General features: G+C 51.4%; 23 protein-coding genes. All 23 read left to right on the plus strand.

What is annotated here, in order from left to right:
* Positions 1 to 2: 2 nt before the first annotated feature.
* The 23 genes from gatA (at position 3) to FED52_RS03740 (ending at position 20,860) form a co-directional block, all read left to right on the plus strand.
* Positions 3 to 1,445 carry an Asp-tRNA(Asn)/Glu-tRNA(Gln) amidotransferase subunit GatA gene (gene gatA, locus FED52_RS03635; RefSeq protein WP_138858994.1) on the plus strand — a complete coding sequence of 481 codons (1,443 nt, stop codon included), beginning with the start codon at positions 3 to 5 and terminating at the stop codon, positions 1,443 to 1,445.
* 12 nt (positions 1,446 to 1,457) lie between these two features.
* Entirely contained in the window at positions 1,458 to 2,888 is a 1,431-nt protein-coding gene (gene gatB / locus FED52_RS03640) for an Asp-tRNA(Asn)/Glu-tRNA(Gln) amidotransferase subunit GatB (protein ID WP_021066489.1), read from the plus strand.
* A 61-nt stretch (positions 2,889 to 2,949) separates the two neighbouring features.
* Positions 2,950 to 3,951 carry a diacylglycerol kinase gene (locus FED52_RS03645; RefSeq protein ID WP_021066490.1) on the plus strand — a complete coding sequence of 334 codons (1,002 nt, stop codon included), beginning with the start codon at positions 2,950 to 2,952 and terminating at the stop codon, positions 3,949 to 3,951.
* A 96-nt stretch (positions 3,952 to 4,047) separates the two neighbouring features.
* Positions 4,048 to 5,412: a 23S rRNA (uracil(1939)-C(5))-methyltransferase RlmD gene (gene rlmD, locus FED52_RS03650; RefSeq protein ID WP_138858995.1), complete on the plus strand. Its 1,365-nt coding sequence runs from the start codon at positions 4,048 to 4,050 to the stop codon at positions 5,410 to 5,412.
* Between the two features lie 505 nt (positions 5,413 to 5,917).
* A complete protein-coding gene (locus tag FED52_RS03655) occupies positions 5,918 to 6,244 on the plus strand; it encodes a hypothetical protein (RefSeq protein ID WP_138858996.1) in 327 nt (108 codons plus the stop codon).
* Positions 6,245 to 6,726: 482 nt separating this feature from the next.
* Entirely contained in the window at positions 6,727 to 7,734 is a 1,008-nt protein-coding gene (locus tag FED52_RS03660; protein WP_021066497.1) for a tRNA dihydrouridine synthase, read from the plus strand.
* Positions 7,735 to 7,856: 122 nt separating this feature from the next.
* Entirely contained in the window at positions 7,857 to 8,183 is a 327-nt protein-coding gene (locus tag FED52_RS03665) for a PadR family transcriptional regulator (RefSeq protein ID WP_034808310.1), read from the plus strand.
* The gene (locus tag FED52_RS03670; protein ID WP_138858997.1) at positions 8,180 to 8,710 is read left to right on the plus strand and encodes a DUF2812 domain-containing protein; all 531 of its coding nucleotides are present in this window, start codon (positions 8,180 to 8,182) and stop codon (positions 8,708 to 8,710) included. The genes FED52_RS03665 and FED52_RS03670 overlap by 4 nt, the downstream gene beginning before the upstream one ends.
* A gap of 24 nt (positions 8,711 to 8,734) precedes the next feature.
* Positions 8,735 to 9,226 (plus strand): hypothetical protein, encoded by a 492-nt coding sequence (locus FED52_RS03675; protein WP_138858998.1) that lies wholly within the window; start codon positions 8,735 to 8,737, stop codon positions 9,224 to 9,226.
* Between the two features lie 96 nt (positions 9,227 to 9,322).
* Entirely contained in the window at positions 9,323 to 10,003 is a 681-nt protein-coding gene (locus FED52_RS03680) for a response regulator transcription factor (protein ID WP_138858999.1), read from the plus strand.
* Between the two features lies 1 nt (position 10,004).
* Positions 10,005 to 11,009, plus strand: a complete 1,005-nt coding sequence (locus FED52_RS03685) for a sensor histidine kinase (RefSeq protein WP_138859000.1) — start codon at positions 10,005 to 10,007, stop codon at positions 11,007 to 11,009.
* Between the two features lie 85 nt (positions 11,010 to 11,094).
* Positions 11,095 to 11,778 carry an ABC transporter ATP-binding protein gene (locus tag FED52_RS03690; RefSeq protein ID WP_138859001.1) on the plus strand — a complete coding sequence of 228 codons (684 nt, stop codon included), beginning with the start codon at positions 11,095 to 11,097 and terminating at the stop codon, positions 11,776 to 11,778.
* Positions 11,775 to 14,345: an ABC transporter permease gene (locus FED52_RS03695; protein WP_138859002.1), complete on the plus strand. Its 2,571-nt coding sequence runs from the start codon at positions 11,775 to 11,777 to the stop codon at positions 14,343 to 14,345. Before FED52_RS03690 ends, FED52_RS03695 begins: the two co-directional genes overlap by 4 nt.
* A 74-nt stretch (positions 14,346 to 14,419) precedes the next feature.
* Positions 14,420 to 14,929 carry a HEAT-like fold family protein gene (locus FED52_RS03700; RefSeq protein ID WP_138859003.1) on the plus strand — a complete coding sequence of 170 codons (510 nt, stop codon included), beginning with the start codon at positions 14,420 to 14,422 and terminating at the stop codon, positions 14,927 to 14,929.
* A 57-nt stretch (positions 14,930 to 14,986) separates the two neighbouring features.
* Complete coding sequence (locus FED52_RS03705; RefSeq protein ID WP_138859004.1) at positions 14,987 to 15,532, plus strand: RNA polymerase sigma factor; 546 nt, start codon at positions 14,987 to 14,989, stop codon at positions 15,530 to 15,532.
* On the plus strand, positions 15,529 to 16,272 hold the full coding sequence (locus FED52_RS03710; protein WP_138859005.1) for a hypothetical protein: 744 nt from the start codon (positions 15,529 to 15,531) through the stop codon (positions 16,270 to 16,272). Before FED52_RS03705 ends, FED52_RS03710 begins: the two co-directional genes overlap by 4 nt.
* Before the next feature lie 35 nt (positions 16,273 to 16,307).
* On the plus strand, positions 16,308 to 16,481 hold the full coding sequence (locus tag FED52_RS13855) for a hypothetical protein (protein ID WP_165569434.1): 174 nt from the start codon (positions 16,308 to 16,310) through the stop codon (positions 16,479 to 16,481).
* Positions 16,482 to 16,630: 149 nt separating this feature from the next.
* A complete protein-coding gene (locus FED52_RS03715) occupies positions 16,631 to 17,281 on the plus strand; it encodes an SIMPL domain-containing protein (RefSeq protein ID WP_131471936.1) in 651 nt (216 codons plus the stop codon).
* Positions 17,278 to 17,706, plus strand: a complete 429-nt coding sequence (locus FED52_RS03720) for a hypothetical protein (RefSeq protein WP_131471938.1) — start codon at positions 17,278 to 17,280, stop codon at positions 17,704 to 17,706. The genes FED52_RS03715 and FED52_RS03720 overlap by 4 nt, the downstream gene beginning before the upstream one ends.
* An 83-nt stretch (positions 17,707 to 17,789) precedes the next feature.
* Entirely contained in the window at positions 17,790 to 18,260 is a 471-nt protein-coding gene (locus tag FED52_RS03725; protein WP_240731303.1) for a flavodoxin family protein, read from the plus strand.
* A 110-nt stretch (positions 18,261 to 18,370) separates the two neighbouring features.
* Positions 18,371 to 18,772: a hypothetical protein gene (locus tag FED52_RS03730; RefSeq protein WP_138859007.1), complete on the plus strand. Its 402-nt coding sequence runs from the start codon at positions 18,371 to 18,373 to the stop codon at positions 18,770 to 18,772.
* 88 nt (positions 18,773 to 18,860) lie between these two features.
* Positions 18,861 to 19,973 carry a M14 family metallopeptidase gene (locus FED52_RS03735; protein WP_138859008.1) on the plus strand — a complete coding sequence of 371 codons (1,113 nt, stop codon included), beginning with the start codon at positions 18,861 to 18,863 and terminating at the stop codon, positions 19,971 to 19,973.
* Positions 19,974 to 20,059: 86 nt separating this feature from the next.
* Positions 20,060 to 20,860 carry an alpha/beta fold hydrolase gene (locus FED52_RS03740; RefSeq protein WP_138859009.1) on the plus strand — a complete coding sequence of 267 codons (801 nt, stop codon included), beginning with the start codon at positions 20,060 to 20,062 and terminating at the stop codon, positions 20,858 to 20,860.
* Positions 20,861 to 21,101 lie beyond the last annotated feature (241 nt).

Here is a 21,101-nt window from a genome sequence, read left to right on the forward strand (position 1 = left end):
TCATGAGTTTATTTGATCACGGTGTAGCCAAGCTGCATACGCTTATAAAAGAAGGCGAAGTCACGGTATCCGACCTCGTCAAAGAATCATTTGACCGCATCGAGGCGACCGACGAGAAAATCGGTGCCTTCTTGACGCTCAACGAAGACGCGTTCGAACAAGCGAAACGGATGGACGAGCTCGCCAAGACCTCGGACAACCCGCTCTTCGGTTTGCCGATCGGCGTCAAAGACAACATCGTCACGAAAGGGACACGCACGACGTGTGCCTCGAAGTTCCTCGAGAACTTTGTCCCGGCCCATGACGCGACGGTCGTCGAGCGTCTCCACGACGCCGGTGCCGTCACAATCGGGAAGTTGAACATGGACGAGTTCGCGATGGGTTCATCGAACGAGAACTCGGCGTTCAAAGTCGTCCGTAACCCGTGGGACACAGACCGTGTACCAGGCGGTTCGTCAGGCGGTTCAGCGGCAACGGTCGCGGCCGGCCAAGTCCTGTTTAGCCTCGGCTCGGATACGGGTGGCTCGATTCGTCAACCGGCGGCCTATTGTGGCGTCGTCGGGATGAAACCGACGTACGGTCTCGTCTCACGTTACGGCCTCGTTGCATTCGCCTCGTCGCTCGACCAAATCGGTCCGCTCACACGTACGGTCGAAGATAACGCCTACTTGTTGAACGCGATTGCCGGTCATTGCGACATGGACTCGACGTCAGCGACGGTCGACCTTCCGGATTACACGAAATCGCTTCACGGCGACATCAAAGGCATGAAGCTCGCGCTTCCAAAAGAGTTCATGGCCGAAGGCGTGTCAGACGGTGTCCGCAAACAGATTGAAGAAGCGGTCGAGACGCTTAAGTCGCTCGGTGCGACGGTCGAGACGGTCTCGCTCCCGACGGTGAAATATGCGCTCCCGACATACTACTTGCTCGCGTCATCGGAAGCGTCTTCGAACCTCGCCCGGTTTGACGGCATCCGTTACGGACGCCGCGCCGAGGCCGATGCGCTCGAAGAAGTGTTCACGTACTCGCGCGAACAAGGTTTCGGGGAAGAAGTGAAACGCCGCATCATGCTCGGTACTTATGCACTCAGCTCGGGTTATTACGATGCGTTCTACAAAAAGTCACAACAGGTCCGCACGCTCATGAAGCAAGACTTTGCGAACGTATTCGCCGACTACGATGCAATCATCGGACCGACTGCGCCGACGGTCGCGTTCAAACTCGGTGACCAGCTCGAAGACCCACTCACGATGTATGCCAACGATATTATGACGATTCCGGTCAACTTGGCGGGCATCCCGGCCATCTCGGTACCGGCCGGCTTGTCAGAAGGCCTCCCGGTCGGTTTACAGATCATCGGGAATCATTTCAGTGAACCAACACTCTACCGCGTGGCCCATGCTTTTGAACAAGCAAACGGCGGTTTCAAGATGCCACAGCTCTAAGGAGGACGTACGATGAACTTTGAAACGATCATCGGGATCGAGGTGCACGCCGAGCTGAGCACGAAGTCGAAGATTTGGTGTGGCTGCTCGCGCACATACGGTGCCGAAACGAATACACAGACGTGTCCGATTTGTCTCGGACACCCGGGCGTCTTGCCTAAATTGAACGAAGAGGCGGTCAATCTCGCCATCAAGGCCGCGATGGCACTCAACTGCGAAATAGCGACCGACACGAAGTTCGACCGCAAGAACTATTTCTATCCGGATACGCCAAAAGCGTACCAAATCTCGCAGTTCGACCAGCCGATTGGTTTCAACGGTCACGTCGACGTCGAAGTCGACGGTGAGATGAAGCGGTTCCGCATCGAACGCGTCCATCTCGAGGAAGATGCCGGGAAGATGAACCACACGGGCGAGAAACACTCGGTCGTCGACTTCAACCGGACCGGGTCACCACTCATCGAGATCGTCAGTGAGGCCGACATGCGCTCACCGAAAGATGCTGTCGCTTACCTCGAGCGCTTGAAAGAAGTGCTCTCGTTCGCGGGCGTCTCGGACGTCAAGATGGAAGAAGGGTCGCTTCGTTGCGACTGTAACATCTCGGTCCGTCCGTTCGGTCAAGAGCCGTTCGGCACGAAGACGGAGCTTAAAAACTTGAACTCGTTCTCGAACGTCTTGAAGGCGCTCGAGTATGAGGAAGACCGTCACCGCAAACTCCTCATCACGGGCGGCGTCATGCGTCAAGAGACGCTCCGTTTTGATGAGGCGGCGAAGAAGACGATCCTCATGCGTGTCAAAGAAGGAGCGGCCGATTACCGCTACTTCCCAGAGCCGGACCTCGTCCGTCTCGAGATCGATGAGGAATGGAAAGAACGCATCCGCGCCACGCTTCCGGAACTTCCGGTCGCACGTCGCGAACGTTATATGAACAACTACGGGCTGTCGGCGTATGACGCCAAGGCGCTCACGTCGACGCGAGAGTTCTCGGACTTCTTCGAAGCGACGACTGCTGCCGGTGCCGAACCGAAAGCGGCCGCGAACTGGCTCATGGGCGAAGTGCTCGGTCACTTGAACAAATCGGACGATACGATCGAGACGATGAAATTGACGCCGAGCTCGCTCGCGGAGTTGATTCGTTTGATTGGAGAAGGTACAATTTCTTCGAAGATCGCCAAACGCGTGTTCACAGCCATGATCGAAGAAGGCGCCGAGCCGAAGGCGTACGTCGAAGCGAACGGTCTCGCCCAAATCTCGGACGAGAACTTGCTCCGCGGCTACATCCTCGACTTGTTCGAAGCGCATCCGCAGATGATTGAAGACTTTAAGAACGGGAAAGACCGTGCCAAAGGCTTTATCATCGGGCAGATCATGAAGCAGACGAAAGGGATGGCGAACCCGGCACTCCTCGATGGCTTGTTCCACGAAGAGATCGCCAAACGCTAAACAAGCGGCGAGGCACTTGTGTCTCGCTTTTCGCTCGACTTGAGCATGGGGAGAGAACATTATGCAACGAAAACGCGCACGGGTCATCTATAACCCGACATCTGGAAAAGAAGTGATCAAACGGGAACTCCCGTACATTTTGAACCGCCTCGAAGATGCGGGTTATGAGACGTCGACGTACGCGACGAAAGCAATCGGCGACGCGACGCTCGAAGCCGTTCGAGCCGCGGAGGCCGAGTTCGACTTGATTATCGCGGCCGGTGGGGACGGGACGCTGAACGAGGTCATCTCGGGACTCGCCCCGCTCGACACGCGTCCGACAATCGGGCTCATCCCAGTCGGAACGACGAACGACTTTGCCCGAGCGATGCGGATTCCGCTCAACGTCGTCGGTGCCCTCGACGTCATCTGTGACGGATTCGAGATGCCGGTCGACCTCGGTGAGATTGAAGGGGAGACAGGGGATATCCACTACTTCATCAATATCGCCGGTGGCGGCATCATGACGGAGCTGTCGTACGAGGTGCCGTCGAAACTGAAGACGGCGCTCGGTCAGCTCGCCTATTACGTCAAAGGGATGGAGAAACTTCCACTCATCAAGCCGACGTATATCGAGCTTGAGCACGACGAGGGCACGTTCAGTGGCGAGGTCATGATTTTCCTCACGTCGAACTCGAACTCGGTCGGTGGCTTCGAGAAGATTTCACCACACGCCTCACTGAACGACGGACTGTTCGACTTGTTCATCTTGCGCAAGTGTAACTTGTTCGAGTTCATCCACGTCGTCCGTTTGTTGCTCCGTGGCGAGCACTTGTCGAGTCCGCTCGTCGAGCACGTCAAGACGGGACGCGTCAAGATGAAGACGACGACGGAACGGATGAGTCTCAACATCGACGGTGAATACGGCGGCGAATGCACGGGCGAGATGCGAAACTTGTTCCGTCACTTGACGGTGCTCGCACCGAACGCGCGCATCCGTGAGATGGAAGACTTGAACGCCCAGTATGAACGCGAACAGATGATCAAACAGCTGTTCAACGTGTCAAACGAGAAAGCAGAATGATTCGGCTCGGCGTGGCGCACACGCCGAGCTTTTCGTTCGCTTGGAACGGGTATGAACCAATACACACTATTTTTTGAATCGGGAAAGGAGAGACTCATGTTACCAGTCCAAAAAAATGACCGTCTCGACGTCCACATCCACGACCTCACACACGAAGGCGCGGGCGTGGCACGCGTCGACGGTTACACGTTGTTCGTCCCGAACGCACTTCCGGGAGAGACCGTGGAGATCGTCGTGACGAAGACGAATAAACAGTACGGGTTCGCCCGCTTGATCGATGTGAAGCAAGCGAGTGCGGACCGCGTCGAGCCACCGTGCCCGATTTTCTATCAGTGCGGGGGCTGTCAGCTCCAACACTTCAGTTACGACGGCCAGCTCCGTCAAAAACGGGACCGTGTCGTCGATGCGTTGAAGCGACTCGGTCAGTTCGACGTGCCCGTCCACGAGACGATCGGCATGCCGGAACCATGGCGTTACCGCAACAAGGCACAAGTGCCGTTCAAAGACGAGGCCGGTCGCCTCGTCGCCGGTTTCTATCGTCCACGTTCGCACGATATCGTCGAGATGAAGGAATGTCTCATCCAAGACGAGCGCAACGATGAGGCCGTCCAAGTCGTCCGTGACGTGCTCGCGGCGCACGGTGTGCCGGCATACGATGAGAAGACCGGGCGCGGCGTCATCCGCCACGTCATGGCCCGTTACGGCTACCATTCGGGTGAATTGATGATCGTCCTCATCACGAAGACGACGAAAATCAAAGGCGTGAATGAGATTGTCGCCGACATCTTGAAACGTCTGCCGAACGTGACGTCAATCATGCAAAACGTCAACCCGGACAAGACGAACGTCATCTTAGGGTCGACGAACAAACTGCTCTACGGACATGAGACGATTGAGGACAAAATCGGCGGACTGACGTTCACGATTTCCCCGCACTCGTTCTTCCAAGTCAACCCGGTCCAGACAGAAAAACTGTACGGCAAGGCACTCGAGTACGCACAACTCACCGGGACCGAACAAGTCGTCGACGCCTATTGCGGCATCGGGACGATCAGTCTGTTCCTCGCTCGGAAGGCGGCGCACGTATACGGTGTCGAAGTCGTACCGGAAGCGATCGAGGACGCGAAACAGAACGCGCTCGTCAATGAGATCGACAACGTGACGTACGCGTGTGGCGCAGCAGAAGATGTATTGCCGCAGTGGAAGAAAGATGGCATCAATCCGGACGTCATCGTCGTCGACCCGCCGCGTAAAGGCTGTGCCGAGTCGTTCCTCGAGACGATGGTCGAGATGGCACCGAAGCGGATCGTCTACGTGTCGTGTAACGTCGCGACGCAGGCGCGCGATATGCGCTATCTTGCGGACCGTGGCTACAAATTAGTCGAAGTCACACCGGTCGACATGTTCCCGCATACGGCGCATGTGGAGACGGTGGCGTGGTTAGAGAAACAAACTATGTAAGTTAAAAAGCGAGAAAGTTGACCCCTAAACAGGTGTTGATTTTCTCGCTTTTTTGATTCTTATTAATATTAAGTGGTGATTAATCATATATATCAAAAAGAGGATTTATTGCAAAAAGAATAAACGACAAAAAACTATTTATTCAATGTGATAAATTAGATTTCAAAATTTGTGGATTGAACGTAGTATAAAAAGAACAAGATGAAGATTTTTAATTGTACTAATGTCAAATAAAGTCTTGAAATAAAACATAAATATATTCAAAAAATGGTAATACAGGTTTTGTAAAGTATAATGAAATAATAAATAAAATTGTTTTATCGATGGGAATAAAACTTTCAAGCTAAGAACTATTTAGGAAGTGAATCTATAAGCCTAAAAAATTATAGGTGAGTGGGGTCGCCAAATAGTACTAAAACAAGCTAGATTATAGAAATATCAAAAAAATGAAAATAAAGGAAAAAATAATATAATAAATATTTGAAATGAGAAAGAAGGTAAAAAAATGAATAAAAATGATAAGAACGAATTATCAGTATTAGAAAGTGATTTTCATAATAAGGTTTCTGATTTAATGTTAAATTCTCAACAAAATTATAAAATGATGAGTCGTGTAGACGGTACTACTTTAGCTCAAACAGTAAAAAAAGAACTGGAAATAGACATGAAAGCTTTGAATATATCAGCAAATGAAATGATTGCGGAGAACGAAGAAGCATCGGATGAAGAGATTGCAATTAAATTGCTAAAAGAGTTTTCAAAAGATAACACTAACAGACTTCTAAAGAAGATATCGACAGAAATGATTAAAGAAGAATGGTGGAAAAAATAATGTTTAATCTGTTTCAAGTCATTTTAAAATTTGTAAAAGGCTTCTTGTTAAATAATAAAGAGCATATAAAAGAAATACTATGGGAACTTCTAATAGATGTGATTAAATATGCAAGAGAAAATCGTAATGATGAAAAAAGCGACGCTCAATCAGTTAATCGGGCAAGCAATAAATAAAAGTTAAGAATGCTGAAAATCATTTTAGGTAATCTATTAAGTAATTAAATGAAATAGTAGCATGTAGCCTGGTAGAGGATATTCAAGAAAGTTCACTAATTCTTTTGTGCATCCATATCACAAATCAACATCCGAGAACTGAACAGTTCATTGATTTTAATAAGAATCCCATCGTCCTCTTCAAAATAATTGCTTTAAATGTATTGTATCCGATCTGTTGGGTGAAACAGTTGATACATTCCCGCGTCCATAATAAGATAGATAAAGTGATTTTATTGGATTAACTACGAAAGGGAATGATTTGACATGAAAGAAAACTTCTGGCGCGACTTGCCGCGTCCATTCTTTATACTTGCCCCGATGGAAGACGTGACCGATGTCGTCTTCCGCCACGTCGTCGCCCATGCCGGCCGACCTGACGTGTTTTTCACCGAGTTCGCCAACTCGGACAGCTATTGCCATCCAGAAGGGAAAGGCAGCTTGCGTGGACGCTTGACGTTCACCGAGGACGAACAGCCGATGGTCGCCCACATTTGGGGTGACAACCCGGATTACTTCCGTGAGATGAGCATCGGCATGGCCGAGATGGGCTATAAAGGCCTCGACATCAATATGGGTTGCCCGGTCCCGAACGTGGCCAAGCGTGGGAAAGGGAGCGGCCTCATCCTCCGTCCTGACGTCGCAGCCGAACTCATTCAAGCGGCGAAAGCCGGCGGCATCCCGGTCAGCGTCAAGACGCGTCTCGGTTTCGCGAAGCTCGACGAGTGGCGTGACTGGTTGACGCATCTTTTGAAGCAAGACATCGCCAACTTGTCGATTCACTTGCGCACACGCAATGAGATGAGTAAAGTCGACGCGCACTGGGAGATGATCCCGGATATCGTCAAACTGCGTGACGAGATTGCACCGGACACGCTCATCACGATTAACGGTGACATCCTTGACCGTCAAATGGGATTAGAACTCGTCGAGAAATATGGCGTCGACGGCGTCATGATCGGCCGCGGGATTTTCAAGAACCCGTTCGCGTTCGAGAAAGAGCCGCGTGAGCACTCGATGGAAGAGTACCTCGACTTGCTTCGTCTCCAACTCGATTTGCAAGACAAGTTCCAAGAAGAGGTGCCGCGTTCAATCTCGAACTTGCACCGCTTCTTCAAGATTTACGTGAAAGGGTTCCGCGGGGCGAGCGACCTCCGTGTGAAGCTCATGGACACGAAATCGACAGACGAAGTGCGGGCGCACCTTGATGCGTTCGTCGAGAACTATCATAAAGAAGAAGCTGCGCTTGCCGAGGCGGCGTCGACAGTTGAATAAGTTTTTGAAGGGATTCAGTGTATACTGGGTCCCTTTTTTTCTTGTAGTCATCCACCAATTTTTAGGATATACTAATTATATCGGAAGTCGATATATCGTTAGACGAAGTAAAGGGGACAACTATGGCACAATCAGCTGGAAGCATCGCCTTGACGGAAGCGGTTTATTACATTTTACTGTCGCTACAAATTCCTAGACACGGATACGGCATCATGCAGTTTGTACAAGAATTGAGCCACGATCGCGTTCAATTGGCGGCGGGGACCTTGTATGGGGCACTCAGCAGCCTGGTAGAAAAGGGATGGATTGAGGCGGTCGAAGGAGCAAGCGGACGAAAGAAGGAGTATGTCATCACCATAGATGGACAATCAGTGCTCGAAGCCGAACTTGTTCGCCTTGAAGAGCTCGTCGCAAACGGGAAACAGTGGATTGGAGCAAACCGATCATGAAAACAAAAACAGTTTATCGTGTATATGTCGATTATGAAAAAGAAGAGAAATGGTTGAATAAAATGGCGGCACAAGGATGGTTTCTCGAACAATTTAAGTTAGGTCGTTATGAGTTTAGGCGGGGGAATCCGAATGAGTACACGTATCGGATTGAGTTACTTGAAGAATTGCCTAACAGCCCGAAGTCAGATGCTTACTTTGAGTTATTAGAGGAGATGGGAATTACGATTGTGGCGACCTCGTATCGTTGGATTTACTTAAAAAGACGAACCGAGGAAGGTCCGTTCCAGCTCTATTCGGATATTGATTCGAAAATTCGTCATGAAAAACGTATCTATCAACTATATAGTTTTGTGCTGTATCTCAACTTATTTGTGACATTTCTTAATATAGCGAACGATGCCGTCCCGTTCATATGGATTTTGAATTTCACTGTAAGTGTACTGTTTATTGTATTCGTGGTGAAACAATATCGAAAACTAGTAAAGTTGAAAGAAAAACGACAGCTGGTCGAGCGTGATGTATAAATTAAAACATGAGGAGGTTTTTTCATGAGTGAATTCCAATTTATAACGAGCGACCGGCTGCTGAAAGAAGTCGAAAATCCCTACATCAAGTTCTTATCCATCAACGAGGCCATCAAAAAAGGTGTCATCTTGCCTGACATGCTCACAGACGACGAAGACCTCGATCGTGACGAAAAGATATTGATGAACGTCGAGTCGGAAGAGCAGCTCGACGAGATCGAGATCAAGCGAGACTTGTACTATGACGTGGAGAACGTTAAGGCGTACTCGGAAAAACCGCACGTCGTGGAGTTGCGTTGGCGCTATTCCGATGCGAGAGCCGAACAGCTCGTTAAGTATATCGTCGATCATCTCGAGACCGCGGATGAGGTCGAAATCTGGAAAGTGTGGGTCGATGAACAGACGAAACCAAGCGTCAAGACGATCGCGCGCGACGAGTTGACAATTGATGCGCTGCGATTTTTAGGAGACGTCGGATTCGAACGACCGGAGTGTCTTCGGGTGACAAAAGCATAATCTGACCGAACGAGTCCTTTCGTTCGGTTTTTTGTTTTGTCTCCTCACTTGAAAAAGACTGATATATTATGAGAAGAAGGGTCAGGAGGGAATACCATGCATATTTTAATCGTCGAAGACGACCGGACGATCGCATCCGGTCTCCAATATTCGCTCGAACAAGAACAATTCACGACGACGTTGTGCCATAATGTGACCGACGCCACACGTTTGATCGAACAGCAGTTACATACGATCGACCTGTGTCTATTCGACTTGTCGTTGCCGGACGGGAGCGGCTATGACTTATGTCGGCTCGTGAAGCAAAAACAGGATACGCCCGTCATCTTTTTGACGGCGTTCGATGATGAAGTGAACGTCGTCATGGGACTCGATATGGGAGCGGACGATTACATCACGAAACCGTTCCGGGTCCGTGAACTTATCTCGCGGATTCATTCGGTGTTGCGCCGCTACCATAAACAGGTCAGCTCGCCCGTTTTGACAATCGGGTCGGTCGAAATCAACACGCAAGACGCGAAAGTCAAAAAAGATGGAAGCGAGATCCTGTTGACAGCGCTCGAGTATCGTTTACTGCTCATCTTCGGGAAACATACGGGCCAAGTGTTATCACGGACCCAGCTGCTCGACCAGATTTGGGACATGGGCGGGGATTTCGTGAATGACAATACGTTGACCGTCTACATCAAACGGTTACGCGAGAAGCTCGAGGATGACCCGCAGCGGCCGACGTTGATTAAGACGGTTCGCGGGATTGGCTATAAGGTGGAACGCTGATATGTTGCGCAATCGAGAAATCCGTATCTATTTAGTCAGTCTGTTGCTGCTGATTGGGGTGGCTTCTATCGTCGCAGCTTTGTTCCTATCGATGGAGGCCGTCATTCTCGTCCTCCTTTTGTCGGTTGCGTTCTTGATCGTGACATATCGGTTCACGGCGTGGCGCTATCGGGAGATCGATCAGCTGTCGAGCTACCTGCAAGAAATCAGCAACGGTAACTATAAACTCGATTTCCGCGACAATCGTGAAGGCGAGCTCAGTCTATTGAAGAGCCAAATCTATAAAGTGACGAAGATGCTGTCCGAGCAAGGGACGCATCTCGAAGAAGACAAGCAGAAGCTGACGGATGCTATCTCCGACATTTCCCATCAGCTGAAGACCCCGCTCACCTCGATGACCGTCATGGCGGATTTGCTCAGTGACCCACGGCTGTCAGATGACAAGCGGCAAGAGTTCACGCATAACGTACAGGTGCAGCTCGAGCGGATGGAGTGGCTCGTCTCGTCACTGCTCAAGCTGTCTAAAATCGATGCCGGGACGATTCAGTTCAAACGGGAACCGGTGTCCGTCCCCGCACTCGTTCAAGCCGTGACGGAACCGATGCTCGTGCCGATTGATATTAAAATGCAACGGCTTCAGATCGCGGGTGAGGATGATGTCATGTTCGAAGGCGACTTGAAGTGGACGACCGAGGCGCTCATCAACATCTTAAAGAATTGCGTCGAACATTCACCGGAACAAGGCGAGCTGTTCATCGATTACAGCGAGAACACACTGTACACGGAAATCGTCATTCGCGACACGGGGAGCGGCATCCCCAAGCAAGACATCCCGTATATTTTCCAACGTTTTTATAAGGGTATGAATGCGAGTGACGACAGCGTCGGCATCGGGCTCGCCATGGCCCACAGCATCATCACAAGCCAACAAGGTGAACTGACCGTACGTAGTGAACGCGGAGCTGGGACTGCGTTTCAAATTCGATTCTACAAAGCAATCGTCTAAGTGACGAAACAGTCACTTTCGAGTCACGGACGTGTCACACTCGCTCGGTACACTCAAAGTAGATCAAGTACTGGAGGGTGCAACCATGAATATATTAGAAGTGCAAAATTTATCAAAAGTATACGGGAAAGACGAGATGGAAGTGCGGGCGCTCGATGACGTGTCGTTCACGGTCAAAAAAGGCGAGTTCGTCTGTATCGTCGGACCGTCGGGCTCGGGAAAGTCGACGTTGTTACATTTGCTCGGCGGTGTCGACGTGCCGACGAGTGGACAGGTGTTCATCGATAACACGGATATTTACAAGTTGGACGAGACACAGCTCGCCATCTTCCGGCGTCGCCAAATCGGGTTGATTTATCAGTTTTACAACTTGATTCCGATTTTGACGGTCGAGGAGAACATTACGTTGCCGATGTTGTTGGACGAACAAAAAGTCGACGCCGCCCATTTGGAGCGCATCATCGGCATCCTTGGACTGTCGAACCGGTTGACGCATCTGCCGAACCAACTGTCTGGCGGGCAGCAACAACGCGTCTCCATCGGTCGGGCGCTCATCAGCAACCCGGCCATCATCTTGGCCGATGAGCCGACGGGGAACTTGGACAGTCAAAACAGTGAAGAGATTATGAGCCTCCTGAAACTGTTCAACAAGAAGTTCAATCAGACGCTCATCATCATCACGCACGACGAACGAATCGCCTTGCAGGCCGACCGGATCATCTCGATCGAGGATGGGAAAATTGCGAAGAACGAGGTCGTCCGCTCATGAACATCATCAATAAAATGACGCTTCGCCACTTGCGCGAGAACAAGCGGCGCTCGCTCGTCACCATCATCGGGGTCATCATCTCGGTGGCGATGATCACGGCCGTGACGACACTGGGTTCATCGTTCCTGGACTTGATGATCCGTCAAGACATCGCGGATAACGGGGAATGGCACGTCCAATACATCAACACGAATGAGGAGCAGGTCGAGGCGATTCGGAATGATGCATCGACGAAGGACGTCATCCTATCGAGTGACGGCTATGCGACATTAACGGATTCGCAGAATGCGTATAAACCGTACTTATACGTCCGGAACTATAACACGTCGGGGCTGAAAAACTTCCCCGTCGAGTTGACGGAGGGACGCTTGCCGAACAAAGAAGGCGAAGTCGTCATTTCCGAGGCCATCCGTCAAAATGCGCAAGTCACGTACAACATCGGGGACGAGTTGACGCTCGAGATCGGCGAGCGCATGGACGAATCGTCGGGTCGTGTATTGACGCAAAACGACGGCTTGATTCGTGACGGGGAGACGATTCTAGAACAGTTGACCGTCGAGGACACGGTGACGTTGACCGTCGTCGGCACAATGACGCGCCCGGCCTGGGAGCCGACTTGGTCGCCAGGGTATACGGTCGTCGGATACATTGACGACAAAGCGTTGAACGGTGCGACCGTCGATACGTTCGTTGCCTTGAACGATGTCGATAACTCGATTTACTCGGATACGGAACGAGTGATGAACGAACAGAAAATTGAAGGGGTCGCCTATAACTCATCGTTGCTTCGCTATTACGGAGTGACAGACGACGGCGGATTGCGTAAGACGTTGTATGGTTTCGTCGGGATCATCATGACGGTCATCGTCATCGGCTCGATTTCGCTCATCTATAACGCGTTCGCCATCAGCGTATCTGAGCGCTCCCGTTATCTCGGGATGCTCGCGAGTGTCGGGGCGACGAAACGGCAAAAACGAAACTCGGTCTTCTTTGAAGGACTGATTATCGGAGGGATTAGCATCCCGCTCGGTATCCTTGCCGGGGTGACCGGGATCGGGGTCACGTTCCTGTTCATTAACGCCTTTGCTGAGAAAGCGCTCAATGTGACGGAGAAGTTTGAGGTCGTCTTCACACCAATCACGCTCCTGTTGACGGTGCTCATTTCGAGCGTGACGATTTTCATCTCGTGTTATCTGCCGGCACGCCGCGCTTCGAAGATTTCTGCGATTGACGCGATTCGTCAGACCCAGGACGTGCGACTGACGTCGAAGAACGTGAAGACGTCGAAACTCGTGCGACGAATCTTCGGATTGGAAGCGGAGATTGGGCTGAAAAACACAAAACGCAACCGGAAACGGTATTTAGCGACGGTGTTCTCGCTCGTCATCAGTATCGTGCTCTTTTTAGTCGTCAGTTACTTCACAGATCGACTCGAACAGTCACTCGAGATGTCACAAGGCACGTATGAGTTCGATATTCTCGTGAACGGGTCGAATCTCAGTAAAGATGACTTACGTCGCTATGAGACGTTGGACCATGTGACGAGCGGGACGTACTTCGAGAATACGACCGTCCAGACGATGGTCGACGAAGCACGGTTACCGAGCGCGGTCATCGAGAACGAAGACTTGGCATTCAACTTCGATGATGGGAAATTCATGTATTATGTCTCCCTCTATCAATTAGATAATGAAAGTTTCGATGCGTACTTGAAACAGATCGGGGCAGCCGCCAGCAATTTTGAAGAAGGAGAGATACCGGGTGCCGTCTTGATTGATGAAGTATCGTATCAAGACGTCGACAAGAAGAAATTTGTGAACTCGAAGACAATTGAGACCGAAATCGGCGATACGCTTGAACTCCGGGACGAGAACGCAACGGACGAGACGGCACCGCTCAAAACAATCAAAATCGGCGCCATGACCCACGTCCCCCCGACTGGTGTGATGACGAGCTCACTTGGATGGCTTGATGTGATCGTTCGGGAAGGGACGTTTGAAGAGGATGCGATTGGTCAATTGATGAAACAATCAAGTCCATCAATCGCCTTGAACACGAGTAATCCTGAGGCGACGCAACAAGTGATTGAGGCGGAACAAAATATGGACCAATACATCTTCAACGTGTCGGAGCAGCGTGAACAACAAGAGCAGGTGTTGTTGCTGTTATCGATTTTCGTCTATGGATTCATCGTCTTGATCTCGCTCATCTCGGTGGCGAACATCTTCAACACAATCTCGACGAGCGTCTCACTCCGACGCCGCGAATTCGCGATGCTACGGTCGGTCGGGATGACACCGAAAGGGTTCAACAAGATGGTGTACTATGAGAGCATTTTTTACGGCCTGAAAGCATTGGCGTATGGGGTGCCCGTCAGTGTTCTGATCATGTATCTGATTTACCGGGCGCAAATCAACACGTTCGAAGCACCGTTCTCATTGCCATGGGGCGACATCTTGTTCGTCACGGTCGTGATTTTCCTCATCGTCGGTTCTTCGATGCTATATGCCATCTCGAAAGTGAAGTCGGATAATATCATCGACCGGTTGAAGCAAGAGAATAACTAATATGCATGCAAAGGGATTCAGTGTCTACTGAGTCCCTTTTTTTGTAAACTAAGAATGAGAAAAGAGGTGGGAGAATGGACATCCGAGAAGTATTGAGTGGCGGAGATTTGCGCTCGGTCGGCCACGTCGATGAGGTCGTCGCCTACGTCGGGAACGACCCGGACCGATTCAACGAATTGATGACCGGCTTGACCGATGACCGTCCCGTCGTTCGGATGCGGAGCGCAGACGCGATGGAGAAAGTGACACGCCGTCATCCAAAGTTGCTTCAAGCGCATCAAGCGTCCTTGTTCCAGCAGCTACATATCACCACTCAACCAGAAGTGAGATGGCACTTGGCGCAACTCATGCCACGGCTGATGTGGACGGAAGACGAGGCGGCCGACGTCGTTCATATGCTCACCGATTGGATTGCTACGGAGACTAGCGCCATCGTCATCGTCAACTCCTTGCAGGCGATCTTCGACTTGAGCGCCATGCATCCGCGCTTCCGTGACGAGCTGAAAGCCTTGCTCGAGTCGCAATGCGAGACGGGAAGCCCGGCCGTGAAGAGCCGATCTAAAAAACTTTTACAGAAGTTGTGACCGATGGACTTCATTTCCGGTCTATAAAGATGTAAGTACATCGAAAGGGGGATTCGATTGGACGATCAAGCGATTATCGATTTGTATTGGCAACGTTCCGAGCGGGCGATTGAGGCGACGGCGCAAAAGTACGGCGGCTATTGTCATACGATTTCCTATAACATTTTGCATAGCCGAGAGGACGCGGACGAGTGCGTCAATGACACGTACATGAAAGCGTGGCAAGCGATTCCGCCGACACGTCCAGCACGACTCGCCGCCTATTTGGCAAAGCTAGTCCGGAACGTCTCGCTCCATAAGTATGAGAAGGCGAACGCCAAGAAGCGCGGAGCCGGGCAAGTCCCGTTCATCGTCAGTGAGCTCGAACACTGTCTCGCCTCCTCCGTCGCGACCGATTCAGAAGTCGTCGAGTTGTTGAACGACTTTTTGGCCCATTTGTCGCAAGAGACCCGGCAGATTTTCATGGGACGTTACTTTCACTTTCAATCAATCAAAGACATCGCGAAGATGCGCCAGGTGAGCGAGAGCAAGGTCAAGATGGTGCTGCTGCGGACCCGTAATGACTTGAAGCAAGCGCTCGAAGCGGAAGGGGTGGCGCTATGAATGGAGATCGGCTTACACGTTTGATGGGGGACGTCGATGACCGTTTCGTCGAGGAATCGATGGAAGTCCAGGATAAGAAAAGAAGACATTGGCGTTGGATGGGTGGTCTTGTGGCAGCAGCCGCTATCACACTCTTCGCCTTGACATGGGACGGTTTCAAAGAATTGATTCCGCTGTCGGACAACTCGAGCAATATGTCGGTCGCTTATATCGATGAAGGGGAGATCGATGTCGGGATGTCGTCGGCAAACCTTGCCGAGATGAGTGAAGACGAGCTGTTCTCGAAATGGAATCCCACCGTGGTGAGAGGCGTCGTAAAGCAGATTGACCATATCGAGCTCGACTTCAACGGACAAGCGGAATATCAGTCGATCATGACGATTGGCGTGACAGACGTCTATCGAGGTGAGGTTGAGCCTGGGAGTGAGATGAAAGTACTCACCGTTGCAGGTGTCGGTTCTGAAGTGCTTCAGTCGGATGCGGACGTCATCTCTGAACTTCGCCTCGGCATGGAAGGGATTTTTATGCCGATTCCATACGATGCGTCACACATCTGGTCACAAAACGGGGCCACGCTTCAAGTGATGGACGTGACTGATTACGGATTTCCGGACGGTAATCGGTACATGTTCTTGAACACGGACGAAGGACTCGTCTTCAGTCGAGACGCCTATCCGTCGCTACGTGGCGCTGAAACACTCGATGACGTAGAAGCGTTCATGATGGAACGGTTCCGTTAACGGGAAGAAGATATGGAAGAGAGGGGGGGACTACGATGACAGAGCAGAATTGGCAAGCGTCGGGTGTAGGACTCGGACTGGTGTTTGGAGCTGGGATTGGCATCATCAGTTCGCTCCTATTTGGATTTGAATTGGTGTACGGAATCGCGGCAGGTACTGCATTCGGCTATCTCATCGGACTCGTGGTGTCATTGACAGGAAAGACATGATTGAAGGGAAGGCTGACTCAAAGTGATTACAAAGAAAATCATGCAGTGGGTGAAGAAGCAAGGAAGTCTTGGGGTTAAGGAAAACTTGCTCGAAATCATGTTTCGGGTAGGTGGGTTCGGGATTTCTTGAATCAGAAGGAGGACATCATATGGATCGCACCATCACTGTCAAAGGAACGGGAAAAGTATTGGCTAAACCAGATTTGATTGTCGTGAAAATGGAGTTGACCTCGAAGGCTGTCCGTTACGAAGAGACGATGAACGGGGCGGCAATCGCCGTCACACGTCTGCAAAAAGCGATTGAACAGGCCGGCTTTGCGAAGACGGATTTAAAGACGACCGACTTCTCGATCGACACCGACTATGAGAGCTATCGGGACAAACAAGGCAACTATAAATCCCGTTTCCGGGGTTACGTCTGTCAGCAGAAGACGAAACTCGAGTTTCCGCTCGATACGAAACAATTGTCAGCGGTCATCGAACATGTCAGCAACTCGCTAGCCGAGCCGAAGCTGTCCATCTCGTTCACGATCAAAGACGCGGATTCGATTCAAGACGAATTGCTCGCGAGCGCGGCGGCGAACGCGCGTCATCGGGCCGAACTGTTGGCGAAAGGGGCCGGGGCGACGCTCGGTGACTTGCTTCAAATCGACTACACATGGGGCGAGCTTCATCTTTATTCGCCGACTCGTCTCACGCTCCATGACGAGGTTCTCTTCTCGGAGGCGGCGATGCCGGAACTTGAGCCGGATGAGATTGATCTGAGTGACTCGGCGACGTTCGTGTGGGCGATTCGATGAGACGCGTCATCGGATTAGTATTGCTCCTTCTGTCTGTCTCTTTGTCGGCTCAAGCTTTGTCGTGGGCGTATGCGTTCGTCGTGTTGGACGGACGGGTGTATGAAGTGATGGATGTCGCCGTATTGGAGGCTGACTTGGGAGAAGTCGTCGGCGAGGTCAAGACGATGGCCGACGATATGGATGGCAGCTATTATGGGGACGCCTCGAACATGTATCCGGTTGGGACAACATATCGGAAAGTGAACGGGGAAGCGATGGAGGACGTCCTTGCGGTCGAGGGTGGGTCTGGGTGGAAGCGGGCCGAGTATCGGCATGACGCCCCGTTCAGCATGCGTGACCATCTGGATAAGGTTGCGTATGCGGTGTTTGGAATTGGTGCTGTCCTTTTTGTGTCTACACGAGTGAAGAAAAGACATAAAAATTAACTGAATCCATGATGAGGCCTCGTTCATTAAGGGAAGAGTCATATATAGATACGTAGAGCTTTCGCACAATGGAGGGAGATTGTATGAAAATTCTCATCATCTTTGACTCGATGTACGGGTGTACCGAAAAAGTCGCATATGCCATCAAGGACGGATTCAGCGACTTACACCGCGTCGACATCATGCAAATCAGCCACGTCGGATACGGCGACCTCGCCAACCTTGATTTGTTCATCGTTGGTTCGCCGACTCACGGAGGGCGCGAGACCGAGGACGTGAAGACGTTTCTCGATGGCTTGTCGGACCATGCGCTGCGTGGTACGCGAGCTGCAGCCTTCGATACGAGTATGGCCGAAGAAGATCAAGGCTTTTTCGTCGGGAAAATCGTCAAATGGTTCGGTCACGCCTCGACCCGCATGGAGCAGTTACTGCTCGAAAAAGGAGCGGAACCGGTGCTGAAAGAGTCGTTCATCGTCCTTGATAAAGAAGGACCACTCAAAGACGGAGAGCTCAAGCGGGCGACCGAATGGGCCCGTCACTTGATGGACAAATAATCTGGCGTGTTCCTTATGGGACGCGTCTTTTTTGACGCAGAATTGTCCGAAGTGTTCGCAAAACGGGTAAATATAAGGGTAGCTCTTTTGTGTGGAACGGAGGGAGAATGATGAAAAAATGGGAACATGACGTCCTCATGGGTTGGATTGTCGTCTTATTGGTGCTCGTTGCGCATTATGTGATCACGGTATCACTCGGCAACACGTATTTTGCCGAGTCCACGATGAACCGGATGCTTTGGCTCAGTAGCTTCCCGGCCTTTTTGATCGCCTTTCTCGCGGCCCTCTTCCAAAAAACGAACACGCTCACGCTCGCTGTTCGTCGTAGTGTCATTTGGACGGCCGAACTCGTCGTCGGCTTCTCGCTCGTTGCCTGGTTTTTCCGGGCGTTCGAGATGTTTTTTGTGAGCCCGGGCGCGTATTGGGTGTTCGGCGCCGTTCTGCTCGCTCCGCTCGTCTACTTGTTCGAGTTCCGGCGTCAAAACCGTGGGACGAAAGCCGGGGCCCACTAAATTTAGAAAACGTCTCCGCCATGGAGGCGTTTTTAGTCTGGTCTGGAATGGGAATGGGGTACAGAAGACAAGAATGGAGGGAATCACCATGAGTCATTATTTTTCATCATCATACGAAGAGTCGCGTGAGAAGTTTCTCGCCTTACTCGACAACGTTAAAACCTATTATCCGACGGCCCGCGTGATGTCCCACTCGATCGGCGAGGACACGATCGACTTGATCATCGGTGAGCCGGCGGGGTCACGCGAGGCGGTGCTCCTCATGACAATCGGCGAGCATGGCATCGAAGGGTATGCCGGTGCCGCTGTGACGCATCAGTTCGTCGAGACGCAACTCGAAAACCTTCGGCACGAGTCGACAGGGATCTGTCTCATCCATGCGGTCAATCCGTGGGGGATGAAGCACTTCCGCCGCGTCAATGAACATAACGTCGACTTGAACCGGAACTACGTCATCGACCGGGAATCACTCCCGCGTAACGTCAATAAAGAGTTTGAAGTCATGCGGCACTTGTTCGTCCCGGACGGCGTCATCGATGACTACCATGAATCGCGCGAACATATCTACTCGTTCCTCGGTTCTGGTATCAAGCTCGACGGCTTCGAGGCGATGACCGAGGCGAAAGGGATGGGACAATATCAGTTCCCGAAAGGCGTCTATTATGGCGGTGAGTCGGATGAGCCGTCCGCCATCTTTTTGAAGGAGATTCAACATGACCTGCTCGATCGCTATGACCGCGTCGTCCACATGGATTGGCATACGGCGCTCGGTCCGACGAACGAAGTGACGATGGTCATCAGTGAACGGGACGGGCGTGATGCGGACGAACTGAAGCGGACATACGGACTGAAAAATATCCAGACGTATGACCCGACCGACGTCCTCGGAGACTCGACGAACCATTTCTATTACGTACGGGACACGCACTATCCGGACAAACAACTCGTCTCGGCGTTGTTCGAGTTCGGGACATTCGGGACGTCGACGAAAGCGACGATTCGCGAGTTCTTGACAATTATTCTCGAGAACCGGCTCTACTTTGAAGGAACGAAAGACCCGGAAGCCCGCAACGGCATTCAAAAAGAATTCATGGCCATGTTTTATCCGGAAGATGAGTCGTGGCGGACGTCCGTATTACGCGAAGGAGCGGCGGCGATTGAGCATGTCTTGAAAGCCGAATCGCTCTGGCGCGACAGTTGACAGGTTTCCACTTCGGTCAAACGGGAAAAAGTGGGTTGTGGGCAAACACGCACGCCGCTCAACAATCCAACTGGGGGTTTTGACCAATGGGGAACTATATTACAGCACATGATGGAACGAGTATTTACGTGGAAGACGTCGGGACAGGCGATGCCGTCGTATTCTTGCACGGCTGGCCGGCAAACAACAACATGTTCGAGTATCAAAAGAATGCGTTGCTCGAAGCAGGCTATCGCTACGTCGGGATCGACTATCGTGGCTACGGCAAGTCCGATGCACCGGCGACAGGTTATGACTATGCGACGATGGCGTCGGACGTGCACATGGTCGTTGACGGGCTTGGCATCAAAGATTTCACGCTCGTCGGCTTCTCGATGGGCGGGGCCATCGCCATCCGTTACGCCGTCGATTTCCCGGATGACGGGTTGAAGAAACTCGTCCTCTCAGGCGCAGCGGCACCAGTGTTCACGCAACGTCCGGACTATCCGTACGGGATGACGCAAGCCGAGGTCGACGCGTTGATTGAGGATACGCTGAAAGACCGTCCGAAGATGCTCGAAGGGTTCGGTGAGATTTTCTTCGAGAAAGAACATTCGAAACCGATGCAAAACTGGTTCCATCATCTGTCGCTCGTCGCGTCGAGTCACGGGACGATTGCTTCGGCGAAAGCACTCCGTGATGAGGATTTGCGCGAGGACTTGTCGAAAGTCAATGTCGAGACGCTTATCATCCATGGCGTCCATGACAAGATTTGTCCGTTCGAGTTCGCGCTCGAAATGGAAAAAGGGATCCCGAACGCTCGTATCGAACGGTTCGAGGAGAGCGGTCACGGTACCGTCCTCGACGAGATGGACAAGTTCAACAAGACGTTGCTCGGATTTATTTGAGTGTGTGACAAGCCTAGGACGTTCCTAGGCTTTTTTTGATGGCCATCTGTAGCATGTTTGTTACGGATTTTGAGGCTAGAACGACTTGTACACGGGTATAGCTAAAATGAAGCACTTTGTTCGAGTTGAGATTGAACAAGTTTGCTGTATGTCGAGGTTTTGACGTAGGGTCGTTGGTGTTCGTCACACGGTCAAGGATGGCTATGGAAAAGCCGCTCGGGACCGTGCCTATTTTTGTGTT

It is taken from the genome of Exiguobacterium mexicanum (assembly GCF_005960665.1).
Lineage (GTDB): Bacteria > Bacillota > Bacilli > Exiguobacteriales > Exiguobacteriaceae > Exiguobacterium > Exiguobacterium mexicanum_A.

Bases quoted from the DNA above. Each gene is read 5' to 3' on its own strand.
- gatA (WP_138858994.1), top strand. From the start codon at position 3: ATGAGTTTATTTGATCACGGTGTAGCCAAGCTGCATACGCTTATAAAA.
- gatB (WP_021066489.1), top strand. From the start codon at position 1,458: ATGAACTTTGAAACGATCATCGGGATCGAGGTGCACGCCGAGCTGAGC.
- FED52_RS03645 (WP_021066490.1), top strand. From the start codon at position 2,950: ATGCAACGAAAACGCGCACGGGTCATCTATAACCCGACATCTGGAAAA.
- rlmD (WP_138858995.1), top strand. From the start codon at position 4,048: ATGTTACCAGTCCAAAAAAATGACCGTCTCGACGTCCACATCCACGAC.
- FED52_RS03655 (WP_138858996.1), top strand. From the start codon at position 5,918: ATGAATAAAAATGATAAGAACGAATTATCAGTATTAGAAAGTGATTTT.
- FED52_RS03660 (WP_021066497.1), top strand. From the start codon at position 6,727: ATGAAAGAAAACTTCTGGCGCGACTTGCCGCGTCCATTCTTTATACTT.
- FED52_RS03665 (WP_034808310.1), top strand. From the start codon at position 7,857: ATGGCACAATCAGCTGGAAGCATCGCCTTGACGGAAGCGGTTTATTAC.
- FED52_RS03670 (WP_138858997.1), top strand. From the start codon at position 8,180: ATGAAAACAAAAACAGTTTATCGTGTATATGTCGATTATGAAAAAGAA.
- FED52_RS03675 (WP_138858998.1), top strand. From the start codon at position 8,735: ATGAGTGAATTCCAATTTATAACGAGCGACCGGCTGCTGAAAGAAGTC.
- FED52_RS03680 (WP_138858999.1), top strand. From the start codon at position 9,323: ATGCATATTTTAATCGTCGAAGACGACCGGACGATCGCATCCGGTCTC.
- FED52_RS03685 (WP_138859000.1), top strand. From the start codon at position 10,005: ATGTTGCGCAATCGAGAAATCCGTATCTATTTAGTCAGTCTGTTGCTG.
- FED52_RS03690 (WP_138859001.1), top strand. From the start codon at position 11,095: ATGAATATATTAGAAGTGCAAAATTTATCAAAAGTATACGGGAAAGAC.
- FED52_RS03695 (WP_138859002.1), top strand. From the start codon at position 11,775: ATGAACATCATCAATAAAATGACGCTTCGCCACTTGCGCGAGAACAAG.
- FED52_RS03700 (WP_138859003.1), top strand. From the start codon at position 14,420: ATGGACATCCGAGAAGTATTGAGTGGCGGAGATTTGCGCTCGGTCGGC.
- FED52_RS03710 (WP_138859005.1), top strand. From the start codon at position 15,529: ATGAATGGAGATCGGCTTACACGTTTGATGGGGGACGTCGATGACCGT.
- FED52_RS13855 (WP_165569434.1), top strand. From the start codon at position 16,308: ATGACAGAGCAGAATTGGCAAGCGTCGGGTGTAGGACTCGGACTGGTG.
- FED52_RS03715 (WP_131471936.1), top strand. From the start codon at position 16,631: ATGGATCGCACCATCACTGTCAAAGGAACGGGAAAAGTATTGGCTAAA.
- FED52_RS03720 (WP_131471938.1), top strand. From the start codon at position 17,278: ATGAGACGCGTCATCGGATTAGTATTGCTCCTTCTGTCTGTCTCTTTG.
- FED52_RS03725 (WP_240731303.1), top strand. From the start codon at position 17,790: ATGAAAATTCTCATCATCTTTGACTCGATGTACGGGTGTACCGAAAAA.
- FED52_RS03730 (WP_138859007.1), top strand. From the start codon at position 18,371: ATGAAAAAATGGGAACATGACGTCCTCATGGGTTGGATTGTCGTCTTA.
- FED52_RS03735 (WP_138859008.1), top strand. From the start codon at position 18,861: ATGAGTCATTATTTTTCATCATCATACGAAGAGTCGCGTGAGAAGTTT.
- FED52_RS03740 (WP_138859009.1), top strand. From the start codon at position 20,060: ATGGGGAACTATATTACAGCACATGATGGAACGAGTATTTACGTGGAA.